General features: G+C 60.8%; 15 protein-coding genes and 1 pseudogene. 13 read left to right on the forward strand and 3 right to left on the reverse strand.

What is annotated here, in order from left to right; all coding sequences use genetic code 11:
- Nucleotides 1-151 precede the first annotated feature (151 nt).
- From B0G80_RS03785 to dhaK, 9 genes are all read left to right on the forward strand, one after another.
- Nucleotides 152-1171 (forward strand): LacI family DNA-binding transcriptional regulator, encoded by a 1020-nt coding sequence (locus B0G80_RS03785; protein WP_181196542.1) that lies wholly within the window; start codon nucleotides 152-154, stop codon nucleotides 1169-1171.
- Nucleotides 1172-1285: 114 nt separating this feature from the next.
- Nucleotides 1286-2617 (forward strand): ABC transporter substrate-binding protein, encoded by a 1332-nt coding sequence (locus B0G80_RS03790; protein ID WP_106281369.1) that lies wholly within the window; start codon nucleotides 1286-1288, stop codon nucleotides 2615-2617.
- A gap of 66 nt (nucleotides 2618-2683) precedes the next feature.
- On the forward strand, nucleotides 2684-3640 hold the full coding sequence (locus tag B0G80_RS03795) for a carbohydrate ABC transporter permease (protein ID WP_106281371.1): 957 nt from the start codon (nucleotides 2684-2686) through the stop codon (nucleotides 3638-3640).
- Nucleotides 3637-4590, forward strand: coding sequence for a carbohydrate ABC transporter permease (locus B0G80_RS03800; protein ID WP_106281373.1), 954 nt, complete (start codon nucleotides 3637-3639; stop codon nucleotides 4588-4590). The genes B0G80_RS03795 and B0G80_RS03800 overlap by 4 nt, the downstream gene beginning before the upstream one ends.
- Nucleotides 4587-4781: a hypothetical protein gene (locus B0G80_RS03805; protein ID WP_106281375.1), complete on the forward strand. Its 195-nt coding sequence runs from the start codon at nucleotides 4587-4589 to the stop codon at nucleotides 4779-4781. The genes B0G80_RS03800 and B0G80_RS03805 overlap by 4 nt, the downstream gene beginning before the upstream one ends.
- 4 nt (nucleotides 4782-4785) lie before the next feature.
- On the forward strand, nucleotides 4786-5889 hold the full coding sequence (locus tag B0G80_RS03810; RefSeq protein ID WP_116117042.1) for an ABC transporter ATP-binding protein: 1104 nt from the start codon (nucleotides 4786-4788) through the stop codon (nucleotides 5887-5889).
- Nucleotides 5882-6919 (forward strand): ABC transporter ATP-binding protein, encoded by a 1038-nt coding sequence (locus B0G80_RS03815; RefSeq protein ID WP_116117043.1) that lies wholly within the window; start codon nucleotides 5882-5884, stop codon nucleotides 6917-6919. Before B0G80_RS03810 ends, B0G80_RS03815 begins: the two co-directional genes overlap by 8 nt.
- The gene (gene dhaL / locus B0G80_RS03820; RefSeq protein ID WP_116117044.1) at nucleotides 6916-7548 is read left to right on the forward strand and encodes a dihydroxyacetone kinase subunit DhaL; all 633 of its coding nucleotides are present in this window, start codon (nucleotides 6916-6918) and stop codon (nucleotides 7546-7548) included. The genes B0G80_RS03815 and dhaL overlap by 4 nt, the downstream gene beginning before the upstream one ends.
- Before the next feature lie 14 nt (nucleotides 7549-7562).
- On the forward strand, nucleotides 7563-8552 hold the full coding sequence (gene dhaK / locus B0G80_RS03825; RefSeq protein WP_116117045.1) for a dihydroxyacetone kinase subunit DhaK: 990 nt from the start codon (nucleotides 7563-7565) through the stop codon (nucleotides 8550-8552).
- Nucleotides 8553-8565: 13 nt separating this feature from the next.
- Here the strand turns inward: dhaK and B0G80_RS03830 are convergent, their stop codons facing one another.
- Complete coding sequence (locus tag B0G80_RS03830) at nucleotides 8566-9504, reverse strand: LysR family transcriptional regulator (protein WP_116117046.1); 939 nt, start codon at nucleotides 9502-9504, stop codon at nucleotides 8566-8568.
- A 131-nt stretch (nucleotides 9505-9635) separates the two neighbouring features.
- Between B0G80_RS03830 and B0G80_RS03835 the strand changes: the two genes are divergently transcribed.
- The 3 genes from B0G80_RS03835 to B0G80_RS03845 are packed head-to-tail and all read left to right on the forward strand — an operon-like array spanning nucleotide 9636 to nucleotide 11876.
- Nucleotides 9636-10487 (forward strand): class I SAM-dependent methyltransferase, encoded by an 852-nt coding sequence (locus B0G80_RS03835; RefSeq protein WP_116117047.1) that lies wholly within the window; start codon nucleotides 9636-9638, stop codon nucleotides 10485-10487.
- Nucleotides 10487-11317 carry an MFS transporter gene (locus tag B0G80_RS03840; RefSeq protein ID WP_116117048.1) on the forward strand — a complete coding sequence of 277 codons (831 nt, stop codon included), beginning with the start codon at nucleotides 10487-10489 and terminating at the stop codon, nucleotides 11315-11317. The genes B0G80_RS03835 and B0G80_RS03840 overlap by 1 nt, the downstream gene beginning before the upstream one ends.
- Nucleotides 11318-11366: 49 nt before the next feature.
- Entirely contained in the window at nucleotides 11367-11876 is a 510-nt protein-coding gene (locus tag B0G80_RS03845) for a hypothetical protein (RefSeq protein WP_116117049.1), read from the forward strand.
- Here the strand turns inward: B0G80_RS03845 and B0G80_RS03850 are convergent.
- On the reverse strand, nucleotides 11861-12244 hold the full coding sequence (locus tag B0G80_RS03850) for a nuclear transport factor 2 family protein (RefSeq protein ID WP_106281391.1): 384 nt from the start codon (nucleotides 12242-12244) through the stop codon (nucleotides 11861-11863). The two genes, B0G80_RS03845 and B0G80_RS03850, sit on opposite strands and share 16 nt — an antisense overlap.
- Nucleotides 12245-12273: 29 nt before the next feature.
- The gene (locus B0G80_RS03855) at nucleotides 12274-13215 is read right to left on the reverse strand and encodes an aldo/keto reductase (protein WP_116117050.1); all 942 of its coding nucleotides are present in this window, start codon (nucleotides 13213-13215) and stop codon (nucleotides 12274-12276) included.
- 605 nt (nucleotides 13216-13820) lie between these two features.
- Between B0G80_RS03855 and B0G80_RS46610 the strand changes: the two are divergent.
- Nucleotides 13821-13966 (forward strand): annotated as a pseudogene (locus B0G80_RS46610) (SDR family oxidoreductase); the annotation flags it as partial.
- Nucleotides 13967-14022 lie beyond the last annotated feature (56 nt).

Raw genomic sequence — 14022 nt, forward strand, 5'->3', positions numbered from 1 at the left:
TTTAGGCAATCCATGCGTTCACTCATGTGAGCCGAAACGCGGCTCACCAATACCATCAAGAATGATGCGTTTATTGCCGCAAAAAAACTTGCATTTCTCTCCGGAAAAACTACCTTAACGAAAAGCTTCTGGGCTGGCACCGGAGAGCCACATGCCGGCAACACGTATGATGATTGCGCGTCGTGCGGGCGTTAGCGTCGCCACGGTCGATCGTGTGTTGCGCGACGACCAGGCCGTGCGTCCGGAAACGGCGGAGCGCGTCCATCTCGCGCTGGCAGCCCTGCGCGACGAACGCGCAAGCCGAGGCCGCCCTGCGAAGATCAATACCTATCGCGTGGCCTTCGTACTCCCTCAGGTCAACTCGCGTTTCCTCGACCACGTCGAGCGCAATATCGCGCTGTCCGCCAGCTTCTTTCGCGAGCACCGCATCATTCCGTCGTTCTACCGCTGCGATTTCACGACGCATCGCGACACCATTGCTTTCGCTGAGCAGGTGATCGACTACGACGCACTCGTGCTTGTGCCGCTCGACTATCCAGCGGTCGAACGCCTCGTGGAGGATATGAGCGATGCGGGCGTCCCCGTTGTCACGGTGTTCTCCGATCTGCCCGCCAGTCGCCGCGTTGCGTATGTCGGCGTCGATAACCGGATTGCCGGACGCACCGCGGGACTTCTGATGGGCCGCTTTCTCGGCGCGCGGCTCGGCACGGTGGCGATTCTATCGGCCTCGTCGCGCCTGCACGATCAACTGGAACGACGCACCGGCTTATCGCAGGTGCTGGAAGAGGACTTTCGCAATCTGCGCTGGATTGCCGAACCGGACTTCGCCGAAGATGACGACGGCGCAGGTCTTGCCGTGCAGGGGCTCCTTGCGCGTTACCCGGATCTGGTCGGGGTTTATGTGACGGGCGGCGGCATCTCAGGCATCGCAACGGCGTTGCAGGAATCCGGCGACAAGGCACGCCTAGTATTGATCGGGCATGAATGCACCGCGGAGACTCGCGCGCAACTCTCCGAGCGTGCGATCGACGTGATCCTCGATCAGGATGTGCGCGGCATCGTTCATTGGGCAGGCCTCGCCGCCATCAATTTTTTTAACGACGTGCGTGGCGCGCTCGCCATCCCAACGCCGGAAACCCGGATTTATCTTCGTGAGAATGCGCATGCCTGAAGCTCGCGACACACGGATTCGCGTCTGAGTCCGCTGGAGCCGAAACACAGCACCCGGCGCATGGGCGCTGTTCCACAGCAGGTTGGAGACCCGAGAAAGACAAGGAGAAGACAAATGTTACGTCTTACGTCAGCAAGGGTAATGGCGGCGGCCACAGTATCGTTGGGACTCGGCATGGCAACGGGCGCGCAAGCACAGGACAAGCAGTTGACCTTATGTTGGGCGGCATGGGACCCGGCCAACGCACTCGTCGAACTGTCCAAGGATTTCACCAGCAAAACCGGCATCAAGATGAAGTTCGAGTTCGTGCCATGGACAAGTTACGCCGATCGCTTTATCAACGAACTTAATTCGCATGGCAAACTATGTGATCTGATCATTGGGGACAGCCAGTGGATTGGCGGCGCGGCGGTCAACGGGCACTACGTCAAGCTCAACGATTTTTTCGCGAAGAACAAGATCTCGATGAACGACTTCGTACCGGCGACAGTTGTCGGTTATGCGGAGTGGCCAAAGAATACGCCGAACTACTGGGCGTTGCCGGCCATGGCCGATGCGGTCGGCTGGACCTATCGCAAGGACTGGTTTGCGCGCCCTGAGTTGCGCGCCGAGTTCAAGCAGAAATATAAACGCGAACTCGAACCGCCAACCACGCTGGACGAACTCAAGCAAACCGCGGAGTTTTTCCAGGGCCGCAAGATCGATGGCAAGACTGTATATGGTGCCTACATCTTTACGGAGCGCGGTTCCGAAGGCATCACGATGGGCGTGACCAACGCGCTTTACAACTTCGGCTTCGAATATGAAGACCCCAAGAAACCCTATCACCTGGATGGCTTCGTCAACTCGCCGGGCGCGGTCAAGGGGCTGGAGTATTACAAGGCGCTCTACAAGTGCTGCACGGCGCCCGGCATGACCAACGCATACATGCAGGAAGGACTGGACGCCTTCAAGTCTGGTCAGGTGGCGATGCAGATGAACTGGTTTGCATTCTTCCCAGGACTCTACAAAGACCCGAACGTGGGCGGCGACAAGATCGGCTTCTTCGTGAATCCGCGTGAGACCAAGCAGTTCACGCAGCTCGGCGGACAGGGCATCTCGGTCGTGTCGTACTCGGACCACAAGGAAGACGCACTTGAATACATCAAGTGGTTCGCGCAACCCGATGTACAGAAGAAATGGTGGCAGTTAGGCGGCTATTCGGCGGCGAAGTCGGTGGTGGATGCGCCCGACTTTCCGAAGAGTGCACCTTTTGCGCCGGCATTCCTCAAGTCGATGTCGATCGTAAAAGACTTCTGGGCTGAACCCGCCTATGCGGAACTGCTGCTCGACATGCAGAAGCGCGTGCATGACTATGTGGTAGCCGACAAGGGCACGGCCAAAGAAGCGCTCGATCTGCTGGTCAAAGACTGGAACAAGGTCTTCAAGGCCGAAGGCAAGAATTAGCGTGTTTCCAGGACTGGACCGGCGCCCCCTGCACGGCTGCCGCCGGTTCACATAAAGGAGCGAGGCATGTTGGCCAACAAGCCTTTTTCGTCAGCGGGACTGGAGTCGCGGGCGTCGGCGCGTGCGCGCACACGTCTGGCCGGGTTATCGGACAGGACCATTGCGTGGCTGTTCATTCTCCCGACAATCCTGCTGCTGCTCGCGATCAACATCTTTCCGTTGATCTGGGCGTTACGTCTGTCGTTCACGAACTTCAAGTCGAATATGCCGAGCGTGCCGGCGCGCTTTGTCGGTATCGACAACTACGTCGACATTCTCACCGACGAAGACATCTGGTACGCGATGCAGGTGACGGCGCGTTTCGTATTCTGGTCGGTCGGGCTCGAGGTTCTACTGGGTTTCGGCCTCGCGTTGCTGATCAACCGGCAGTTTCGCGGCCATAGTTTCTGGACCACGCTGATCCTGCTGCCGATGATGCTGTCGCCGGCGGTCGTGGGCAACTTCTGGACCTTTCTGCTGCAACCGCAAACGGGCCTCTTCAACGATATCGTCGGCTACTTCACCGGCATTGCGCCCGGCTCGTTCCAGATGATCGGCGATGTGTCACTCGCGCCGTGGACCATCGTGATGGTCGATACATGGATGTGGACACCTTACGTGATGCTCATCTGCCTCGCCGGCCTGCGGTCGATTCCCGACTACATCTACGAAGCGGCCGAAGTGGATCGCGCCACACCGTGGCGGCAGTTCTGGTCGATCACCTTGCCGATGACCTTGCCGTTCCTGATGCTCGCCGTGCTGTTTCGCGGCATCGAGAACTTCAAGATGTTCGACATGGTGAATCTGCTGACTTCGGGCGGCCCGGGTTCGGTCACCGAAACCGTGTCGATCACTTTAAAGCGTGCCGCGTTCGAGAAATGGCAGACGGGCTATTCCTCGGCCTTGGCGATCATTCTGTTCGTGACGGTGTTCGGTGCGGCGAACATCTACGTCAAGGCGTTGAACCGGGTGAAACAGCGATGAGACCGACAGCTACCCAACACTCGGTGGTGGCGTCGTCGCCGCGCGGCAAGCGCTTCGCGGCGGCAGTTGTCATCACTTACGCGCTGCTTGCAACCTTGCCGATGGTATGGATCTTCCTGACGAGCTTCAAGACGCAGGAAGACGCGATTGCCTATCCACCTGTCGTGCTGTTTCAGCCGTCGATGGAAGGCTATGTGAACCTGTTCACGATCCGTTCGCGGCAGACACCTGAGTTCATCGCCAGTCTGCCGCCCGCGCGCACCTGGTACGAGCGTGATGTGCGCAAGCGCGGCATGGTCATCGCGGGACCGTCGAAGGTCCTGCCGCGCTTCGTGAATTCGCTCGTGATCGGGTTCGGTTCGACTTTTCTCGCCGTGTTTCTCGGTACGCTGGCGGCGTATGCGTTCTCGCGCTTCAAGGTGCCGCTCGCCGACGACCTGCTCTTCTTCATCCTGTCGACCCGCATGATGCCGCCGATAGCGGTCGCCATTCCGATCTACCTGATGTACCGGGCGCTGGGCTTGAGCGACAGCTATGTCGGCATGATCGTGCTGTATACGGCGGTGAATGTGTCGCTGGCGGTATGGTTGCTGAAGGGATTCATGGACGAGATTCCGCGCGAATACGAGGAGGCGGCGCTCGTCGATGGGTACACGCGGCTGCAGGCTTTCGTCAAAGTGGTGCTGCCGCAGGCGATCACCGGTATCGCCGCGACCGCGATTTTCTGCCTGATCTTCGCGTGGAACGAGTACGCATTCGCGTCACTGCTTACAAGCGGCGACGCGCAAACCATGCCGCCGTTCATTCCGTTCATCATCGGCGAAGGCGGCCAGGACTGGCCGGCCGTCGCGGCGGCGACGACGCTTTTCGTGCTGCCTATCCTTATCTTCACTGTGGTACTACGCAAGCATTTATTGCGCGGCATCACCTTCGGCGCGGTGCGTAAATGAAACGTGACTCCGTTTTTCCGCAAAGACACTCGCTGCGTCGCGGCTACGGCGAAGCAGCGTCGACTGCGCTGATTGGTTTCGGCATGGTGATGCTAGTGCAGCCGTTTTCACTGACGGCGTTCACATGGTCGTTTCCGGTCATCCTGGTAGGTGCGCTCGCGTTTGTCGTGACCAGCCATTTCCCGGACTGACACCATGTCCACGATCGTTCTTGCCAACCTTCACAAGCGCTTCGACGACTTCGTCGCGGTACGCGACACCAGTCTGACGATCGGCGCCGGGCGCTTTGTCGTGTTGCTCGGTCCATCGGGTTGCGGCAAGACCACCACGCTGCGGATGATTGCCGGTCTCGAGTTGCCGACCTCCGGCCAGATTTTAATAGACGGCGAGGACGTGACGGCATTGCGCGCGCGTCAGCGCGATATCGCGTTCGTCTTCCAGATGTTCGCGCTATATCCCCATATGACGGTGCGCAATAACATCGCTTTCCCGCTGAAGAACGAGCATGCGTCGCGCAAGGAGATTGCGGCACGAGTGGATGCGGCCGCGCACATGCTGCGTATCGAGAACATTCTCGATCGCAAGACTGGCGGCCTGTCCGGCGGCGATCGGCAGCGCGTGGCGCTGGGGCGCGCGATCGTGCGTCAGCCGAAGGCGTTTCTCATGGACGAACCGCTCGGCACGCTCGATGCGGATTTCCGCGAACTGATGTGTCTCGAGTTGCGCAAGCTGCACAACGCGCTGGCCGCCACGACGGTCTACGTTACGCACGATCAGAGCGAAGCGATGGCGATGGCTGACGACATCGTCGTGATGAACAAGGGTGAGTTGCTGCAGGCCGGCCCGCCGCACGAGATCTATCACTTTCCGGCCACGGTGTTCGTCGGCAACTTCATCGGCAGTCCGCCGATGAATTTCCTGCCAGTCGATGGCGGCGTGGACGTGGGCCACGAAGAAGTCCGCCTGCACGGCGCGCGGGTCCCGGTGTCCCACTGCGAAGCCGCCGCTGAACGCGTGCTGCTAGGCATTCGTCCCGAGCATGTGGCGATCGATCAACACGGCCCGCTGCGCGGCAAGGTAATTGCCGATGAATACCTCGGTTCGCATCAGGTGCTGGTGGTCGAGACCGCATTGGGCGTGGTGAGGGTACGGGTGGGAAAAGACGACGGCCTGCCTGCCGGATCACCGGTCGGTTTGTCGTTTCGCAAGGAGCGCACGCTGCTTTACGACGCGCAGAGCGGCCGGCTGTTGCCAGGAGCCGCTCACACGATTCCTGCACACGGAGAAGCTCATGGCTGAAATCCAGTTGCGCAATGTGTCGAAACGATTTGGCGATATCGTCGCGGTCGACGATCTGTCGATCGATGTGATGGACTGCGAGTTCGTGGTGCTGCTCGGGCCGAGCGGGGCAGGCAAGACCACGACGCTGCGTCTGATCGCCGGGCTGGAGCAGCCGGATGCGGGCGACGTGCTGATCGACGGAGCGATCGCGACCGGCGTGCATCCGTCCGAGCGCGACGTGGCGTTTATCTTCCAGCAATATTCGCTGTACCCGCATCTGACCGTGTTCGGCAACCTGGCGTTTCCGTTGCGCTCGCCAAGAAGGCGTAGTAGCGAGGCGGACGTGCGTGCGCGCGTTCACGCGGTCGCGGAGATGCTGCACATGGAATCAAAGCTCGACAACATGGCGACGCATCTGTCCGGCGGCGAAATGCAGCGCGTGGCGATTGGGCGCGCGCTCGTGCGGCAACCCAAGGTGTTTCTGATGGACGAGCCGCTGTCGTCGCTTGATGCGAAGCTGCGTGAAGAATTACGCATCGAACTCAAGCGCCTGCATCGTACGATCGGCGCGACGATCATTTACGTCACGCACGATCAGGTCGAAGCGACCACGCTCGCGGATCGAATCGGCATTCTCGACCATGGGCGTCTCGTGCAGATCGGCACGCCGCGCGAGGTGTATGGAAATCCGGTGTCGCTGAGCGCCGCGCAGCGGCTCGGCTCTCCGCCGATCAACCTGCTCCCGCCCACGCTGTTCGATTCGGCTCACATGCCGGCGGGAACGGCGACTGTCGCCATCCGTCCCGAGGATATCGTGCTGCATGATCCTGACGTGGGCGATGCGCGCGGCGCACAGGACGCACTGAATCTGACGGTGCTCGAATATTCGCCGCTGCGCCATCTGCTGATTCTCGATCGAGCGGGAACCGCCGTCGTGGCAACGACCATTGCGGAGCGCAATTTCTCGCCGGGGCAATCGGTCGGCGTGTCGCTGCCGGCGCGCAGCCTTTTATATTTCCGTGCCGACGGCAGGAGGATCCCGACATGAACGGCAAAACGGTCATGGCGTGCATCGACTCTGCCTATGCGGCGTTGAAGGAGCATACCGACGAGATCGCGTCGCTCGACCAGCAGATCGGCGATGGCGATCACATCTTCAATCTGCTGCGCGGCATGGACGCCCTGCTCGCGGTGCGCGCGGAGATCGAGGCCGAAGCTTTCGGCCCCGCGCTGGACATCGCTGCATCCAAGGTGCTGTCGACGGTGGGCGGATCGTCCGGGCCTTTATTCTTCTCGTTGCTGAACGGCATGGCGAAAGCGTCCGTGGCCAATGCAATGGATGTGGCCGGCTTCGCTCGTATCTTCGCGGCGGGTGTCGAGGCCGTCGGGCAACGCGGCAAGACCGGCCTCGGCAGCAAGACCATGATGGACGTGTTGATTCCGGTCGCGAAGCGCTTCGAGGAACTGGCCGCGGAAAGCGCCGCGGCGCGCGTGGTGCTCGACACGTTGCCGCAAATCGCCGAGGAAAACATGCTGGCGACCCGCGACATGCTGGCGACCAAGGGACGGGCGTCGTTTCTCGGCGAGCGTTCGCGCGGACATATCGATCCCGGCGCGCGCTCCAGCCAGGTCATGATTGCTTCGGTATGCGCGCGGCTTGCGCAAGACAACGGATAAAGGAGCGGGAGATCATGAAGAAATTCATCAATCACGTGGACGACTTTCTCGCCGAGAGTCTGGCGGGATTCGCCGCAGCCCATGCCGATCTGATCGTGCTCAATCGGGAACCGGTGTTCGTGCGGCGCAAGCACCTGAAGCCTGGCAAGGTTGCGCTGATATCGGGCGGCGGCTCGGGGCACGAACCGCTCCATTCAGGGTTTGTCGGCTATGGCATGCTCGACGCCGCTTGCCCCGGCCAGATCTTCACGTCGCCGACGCCGGACCAGATGATGGCCGCCGCGAAGGCCGTCGATACCGGTGCGGGCGTGCTCTTCATCGTGAAGAATTACTCGGGCGATCTGATGAACTTCGAAATGGCGTCGGAGATGTCCGAGGCGCCCAATGCGATGGTCCTCATCAATGATGACGTCGCGGTGGAAAACTCCAGCTATACGACCGGACGGCGCGGCGTTGCGGGCGCGGTGATCGTCGAGAAGCTGGTGGGCAGCATGGCCGAAAGCGGGGCGAACCTCGATGAATGCAAGATGTTTGGTGACCGGGTCAACAAGCACACGGCTTCGATGGGTGTTGCTTTCTCCAGTTGCACGGTGCCGGCAGCCGGCACGCGGACCTTCAAGATCGGCGACGACGAGATCGAAGTCGGCGTCGGCATTCATGGCGAACCGGGCAGGCGGCGCGCGAAATTTGCGTCGGCCGATACGATTGCGGGGGAGCTGCTAACGGCTATCGTCGACGACCTCAAGCCACCTGCGGGGGCCGGCTTGCTGGTGCTCGTGAACGGCCTTGGCGGTACGCCGCTTGGCGAGCTTTATCTGCTCTTCAACTCGACGCGCGTCTGGCTTGAAAAGCGCGATCTGAAAATTGCGCGCGTGCAGGTGGGCGCGCTGACCACTTCACTCGAGATGGCAGGCGCTTCGATCACACTGTGCATGCTCGACGAAGAGATGACGAAGCATTGGGACAGCGCGGTGCACACGCCGGCGCTAAGGTGGGGTGTATAGCACGAGGGCAACGTCATCCTGTACGCGGCACTTTGGCCTGGCTTGCCTGGCGGGTTTTCACATGATCGATGAAGGCGCGCAGCTTCGGCATGACTTGCCGGCGGCTTGGGTAGTACAGAAACACGCCCGGTATCACCGGCGCTAACGGTTTCAGGACTTCTACGAGTTTTCCGGTCCGCAGTCCTTCGGCGACCATCGGCTCAGGTAACTGGGCAAGGCCCATACCTTCCATTGCCGCCCCCAGCATGGTGGGAAAATCATGGGCGATGAAAGGGCCGCTTACGGCGATCTCGATCGTCTTGCCGCCGTTGTTGAATGACCATAGCGCGAGCGCGCCGCTGGATTTGCGCCATCGCAAGCACGCGTGTTGCCGCAGATCGTCTGTGCACTCGGGCCGGCTGCGCCCTGAGAAGTAGGCCGGAGTGCCGACGACGACGAAACGAAGCGGTGGCGTCAACGGCACCGCGACCATGTCGGCGTCGACGAATTGACCCAGCCGGATGCCGGCGTCGAACCCTTCAGTCGCAAGGTCGATCAGCTGGTTGCTTGCAGCGATCTCCACTTCGACCTCGGGATAAGCCTGGTGGAACGATGCAATCAGGGGATCCAGCAGGAGTGGCACTACCGCGCGCGGCACTGAAAGACGCAACAGCCCGCTGGGCCGCTGGCCGAGACCGCGCGCAACGTCGCTGGCGGCGACGAGCTCCTCGAAGGCAGGCTTTGCGCGCGAAAGAAACTGTTCGCCGGCTTCGGTCAGACCCACGCTACGCGTGGTGCGTATGAAGAGCGTTGCGCCAATGCGCTCTTCCAGCACACGCACCGCCTGGCTGATCGCCGACGGCGTCACGCCGAGTTCCGCGGCTGCCCTGCGAAAACTGCGATGCCGGGCAACGCACAGGAACGCCTCAACGCCATCGAGCGCGCCCTGTCTGACTGTGAAGGTCTGCTTCATAACCCGTCAACATTGTGATGAATAGTCGCTCGCGAGAGACGATGGTACACCTATGCCTGTGGACGAGGAGTCGCGCCGATGTCGGCGCGCCAGCCCTGGACCATCCGCCAGGACCGTGGAGGAACCTTGCAATGAACGATGCGCTTGACGACGTGCGCGATCACTATCGTGCGACCGGACTGACCGAGCGGCTGAAGAGCGCGCTCATGGTTTTTGGACCGGAGAACGAGCCGCTCACACCCCAGCAACTGGGCACCCTCGACCAGTTTCACACCCGTGGGCTTGCTGCCACGGCCGAGCTTGCCGGATTGGCCGGAATCACCGCTGACATGTCGGTGCTGGACGTCGGTTCCGGTGTCGGCGGCCCGGCCCGTTTTCTGGCTGCAACCTATGGCTGCCGGGTGACGGGTATCGACCTCAGCGAGCCGTTCGTGGATGCCGCGCGCTATCTCACCCAGCGCACGGGGCAGAGCGAACAGGTGTCGTTCCGTGCCGCCAGCGCGCTGGAAATTCCGTTCGCCGACGACCATTTCGACGCCGTGTTTCTGCAGCACGTGGCAATGAACATCGCCGAGCGCACTCGGCTTTACCGGGAGATCCAACGCGTGCTGAAGCCGGGCGGCAGGTTTGCGACGTTCGACGTCGTCGCAAACGGCGGCGAACCGCACTATCCCGTTCCCTGGGCGCGGACGCCGACAACGAGCTTTCTGCTCACGGCCGATGCGACGCACGCGGCGATCGAACAGGCAGGTTTCCGCACACTGGTATCGCGAGACGACACCGAGACCGCAAAGGCCTGGTTTGCGCAGATGCGTGTGTCAGGACCGCCGCCCTCGCCCAATCTCGGCGTGGTGATGGGGCCGGACTTCGCCCAGCTCACGACCAACCTGGGCCGAAATCTACTGGAAGGCCGACTCGGCATATTGACAGCGGTGTTCGAGAACGCGTCCCCGAAGGCGGGGAATCACCTGGAGAACCGCTGATGACCGCCGCCCCCGTCGCGGTTGAAATCGTCCCGCGGGGTCCCGCGTGGCGCAGCCTGCTTTGGCTCATCCCGTTGGTGACGCTGTGGATCCTGTTGATCTATTGGCAGCCGATTATCCCGACCAGCGGCGTTCCGACCACAGCTCATCAGTTGACGGCCCATGGACTGATCGCGGTTGGTTTGTGGCTCGGCCTCGAAAGCACGGATCTCACGCCGGGCGAACGCCGTACGACCTGGCTGGCAGTCATGATCCCAGACACGCTTTGGTTCGCTGTTGCCTGGAGCGCGGCGATCAATGGCGCCTTCCGCACAGGTGCCTCACCCTTGCCGTTGTTGCCGTTGGCGATCTTCATGCCGGTGATGATCGGCGCGCCGGTGCTGCTGTTGTCGAAACGGATGGGCCGGGTGCTCGACGCGATGCCGGCGAGCTGGCTTGTCGCTCTTCAGCTTTACCGGGTATTCGGCAGTTGGGCGCTCGCCGCCTGGCTGCATGGGCAGCTGCCGGCCGTGTTCGCGTTGCCGGCGGGAATTGGCGATGTGTTGACCGGCCTGTTCGCCGTGCCGGTCGCAATCGCGGTGGCGAGCGGTTCGGCTCAAGGGCGGAAGGCGGCGATCGCCTGGAACATCTTTGGCCTCGCGGACTTCGCCGTCGCGATTACGTTGGGGATGATCACCTCGCCCGGCCCGTTCCAGTTGATCGTTCCGAGCGTGCCGAGCATCGGCGCCGGCGCTTATCCCGATGCGCTGACTCCTGCGTTCGTGGTGCCAGGGTCGATCCTGCTGCACGCGCTGTCGCTGCGCCAGCTGATCCGGCGACGCGCCGGCTAATCGTCATCATGGCCTTTAATGCGCCAGACAACATCTGTCAGGAGGCAGCATGTCACCGGAAATTGTCTTTCAATTGCAGCTCGTGCTGGGATATGTCGCGTGGCTGCTTGTCTTCCGTGCATACGTCTGGCCGAGGCTAAGGTCGATGGACCCATTTGAAGCGCAACGCGCCATCGCCACGTTGCACAGCTTCCGTTTCTTCGGGCTGGTCTTTATTCTGCCGGGTGTCGTTAGTCCCGATCTGCCTGCCGGCTTCGCAGCGTTCGCCGCATACGGTGACTTCGCAACGGGCGTTCTGGCGATGCTGGCACTACTCGCAGCGCGGGTACGCCCACTGTTCTGGTTGTTCGTCGTAGCCTTCAATCTTGTGGGGGCGACCGACCTCATCGTCGACTACTATCACGCTATCCAGTCCGATCTTCCCGCGCGCGCGGGGGAGTTGGGCGCTACGTACGCGATTCCGATCATCTACGTGCCGGCACTGATGATTACGCATGTTGCTGCCTTCTTTTTGCTGCTGCGCCGTGAGCCCACCAGGCGGCGTCACGCGATCTGCTGAACCCAGCGACTCCGCCAGGCCGGCGCCTCGAACGGATCCGAAAAATACTGGGTCTCGTGAATGACTTTGTCGTCACAGAACTCCATGATGCTTACCGTGTAAGCCGCTCGCCCCTGGTAATTGATGGTGTACTCCGTGACCCAGAGATTGCCTTCACCCTGGATTCGCCTGACATTGAAACCGGATGGCTTCTCCGGATGATGACTCCGCAGCGCCTGCAAATTGCTTCGCCCAATGATCCGTTCCCCGGATTGGGGATAGTCGCAGATGGCATCATCATGGTAAATGGCGTGTTCCGCGTCGAGATCGCCGACCGCCGACGCTTGCCAGTGCGCGTTCAGTGCTTCACGTATTCTGTCTTCCTGCATGGCGTGCCTCCAATACCGTTCAGGTCTATTTATTGCGGACGCCGCGGAATAAACCCGGGGCTGCCTGTCTTGACGACTTCGTTGTACCTCTGCCTCGTCTCGATCCGGTTGATTTCGTCGAATGCCTCTGCCGGAAGCGCGGAGACGTCGAAATTCTCGCGCGCGCGGACCGCCGTCCTGGGTGTGGTAAGCAACGCTCCGCCACGCTGTATCGCCCAGGCAAGCAGTACCTGTGCCGATGTCCTTCCAGTTCGTTCGGCAATCCGCACGATGACCGGATCTTCGAGCGGCCCCGGCCTGATTCCATGACCCAATGGCGCAAAGGCCAGAAACACGATTCCTTTCTCCTTGCAGAACTCCAGAAGCTCCGTTTCCGGAAGATACGGATGTGCTTCGACCTGCACCACCGCCGGCTTGATTCGCGCCGATTCATAGAGAGGCCGTAACTCGTCCAGGCCAATGTCGGACAATCCGATAGCCCGGCATCTTCCACCGTCGACGAGATCCTCCATCGCCTTCCACGTGTCTTGCAAAGTCACGCCCTTATCGTAGATGACGTCGCCGTTTTCGTCGCGCGGATCCTGCTCGTCGCCCGCCCGAAATGCGAACGGCGTATGGATCAGATAGAGATCGAGATAGTCGAGTCCGAGTCTTTCAAGGCTTGCATCGAACGCCGGTTCGACGCGCTCGGGCCGATGATTCGAGTTCCACAGTTTTGTCGTCACAAAGATGTCTTCGCGCGCGATCCCTCCCGCAGCAAGCCCTGTCCGCAGAGCGTCGCCCACTTCGCGCTCGTTTCGATATCGCTCGGCACAATCGAAGTGTCGATAGCCGGCTTCCAGCGCGGCTGCGGTAGCACTGATCGTCGTAGCTGCATCGGGAATCAGGGTGCCGAATCCGAGCGCGGGCATGCGGCCGCCTCCGTGATTAAGCGCTAGCGTTCTGCTCCGGAAATCGGAAGACTCACTCATGGCGACACCTCTGCACTATTGCATGCTCTGTGATAAGGACCGACGTCAGGGCTCGCGATCGCGGCGCCAGCTCCATGAACGCAACAACGTCAACGTACCGGTGTCGGATCACCGCTTGATAGCGATTCCTGGCCGGCGAATTCGTGAACTGCTTACAAGGGGTATCTTGACTCAGCCGTATGTGAAGTGCCGCTTCAGCGACAGGTCGCGACGTTGTAACTTTGGCAGAGAAGTCGGCGTCGCTCGACAACACAAGGGAGCATAACGGTGGCGCTAACGCCCTTCTCTCTTTCAGGCCGTAATGCTGTTGAATGTGCTGAAGGTGAAGCGATCGAATCGAGTCGCGAGAATCCGCAACTTAGTCGCAGTAGTCGGCGTCAACCAAATGTCATACAGGGCCGCGTCGTGATCAAGTGTAGCAAAGGAATCACTGGGCGACAGCGTTGGATTCCAGCAGAGTACGGCTTGCATCCTGCGTCATTACCCGCCATGCAACTACACGTAGGTACTGTTCACTGCTGGTCAACTGTTGCGTGATCAAGGTCTACAAGGCACGCGCGTGCCGTGAGGCCACTCCACCTTGCGAATGTTGGGATTGCGGAAAAGCTCTGACGAAGGGTGGTTCGAACGCCGTCACGAAGTCGCTGGCAATCGTGTACGCGAGAAAAGGTATTCGCGTGAATACCGTCGCTCCGGGAAAATCATCAGGATGCCGATGCACGCGCCGAAAACCCATGAAGCGCTGGGCGCCACCCATCATAAGTCGCTGCACCTTTACTGAGTTCTGTTCTGTAGCCGAATGGAAAA

The sequence above is a fragment of the Paraburkholderia sp. BL6669N2 genome, from assembly GCF_003387275.1.
Lineage (GTDB): Bacteria > Pseudomonadota > Gammaproteobacteria > Burkholderiales > Burkholderiaceae > Paraburkholderia.

Excerpts from the sequence above, each read along its gene's own strand:
- B0G80_RS03785 (WP_181196542.1), top strand. The coding sequence starts at position 152 with ATGCCGGCAACACGTATGATGATTGCGCGTCGTGCGGGCGTTAGCGTC.
- B0G80_RS03790 (WP_106281369.1), top strand. The coding sequence starts at position 1,286 with ATGTTACGTCTTACGTCAGCAAGGGTAATGGCGGCGGCCACAGTATCG.
- B0G80_RS03795 (WP_106281371.1), top strand. The coding sequence starts at position 2,684 with ATGTTGGCCAACAAGCCTTTTTCGTCAGCGGGACTGGAGTCGCGGGCG.
- B0G80_RS03800 (WP_106281373.1), top strand. The coding sequence starts at position 3,637 with ATGAGACCGACAGCTACCCAACACTCGGTGGTGGCGTCGTCGCCGCGC.
- B0G80_RS03805 (WP_106281375.1), top strand. The coding sequence starts at position 4,587 with ATGAAACGTGACTCCGTTTTTCCGCAAAGACACTCGCTGCGTCGCGGC.
- B0G80_RS03810 (WP_116117042.1), top strand. The coding sequence starts at position 4,786 with ATGTCCACGATCGTTCTTGCCAACCTTCACAAGCGCTTCGACGACTTC.
- B0G80_RS03815 (WP_116117043.1), top strand. The coding sequence starts at position 5,882 with ATGGCTGAAATCCAGTTGCGCAATGTGTCGAAACGATTTGGCGATATC.
- dhaL (WP_116117044.1), top strand. The coding sequence starts at position 6,916 with ATGAACGGCAAAACGGTCATGGCGTGCATCGACTCTGCCTATGCGGCG.
- dhaK (WP_116117045.1), top strand. The coding sequence starts at position 7,563 with ATGAAGAAATTCATCAATCACGTGGACGACTTTCTCGCCGAGAGTCTG.
- B0G80_RS03830 (WP_116117046.1), bottom strand. The coding sequence starts at position 9,504 with ATGAAGCAGACCTTCACAGTCAGACAGGGCGCGCTCGATGGCGTTGAG.
- B0G80_RS03835 (WP_116117047.1), top strand. The coding sequence starts at position 9,636 with ATGAACGATGCGCTTGACGACGTGCGCGATCACTATCGTGCGACCGGA.
- B0G80_RS03840 (WP_116117048.1), top strand. The coding sequence starts at position 10,487 with ATGACCGCCGCCCCCGTCGCGGTTGAAATCGTCCCGCGGGGTCCCGCG.
- B0G80_RS03845 (WP_116117049.1), top strand. The coding sequence starts at position 11,367 with ATGTCACCGGAAATTGTCTTTCAATTGCAGCTCGTGCTGGGATATGTC.
- B0G80_RS03850 (WP_106281391.1), bottom strand. The coding sequence starts at position 12,244 with ATGCAGGAAGACAGAATACGTGAAGCACTGAACGCGCACTGGCAAGCG.
- B0G80_RS03855 (WP_116117050.1), bottom strand. The coding sequence starts at position 13,215 with ATGAGTGAGTCTTCCGATTTCCGGAGCAGAACGCTAGCGCTTAATCAC.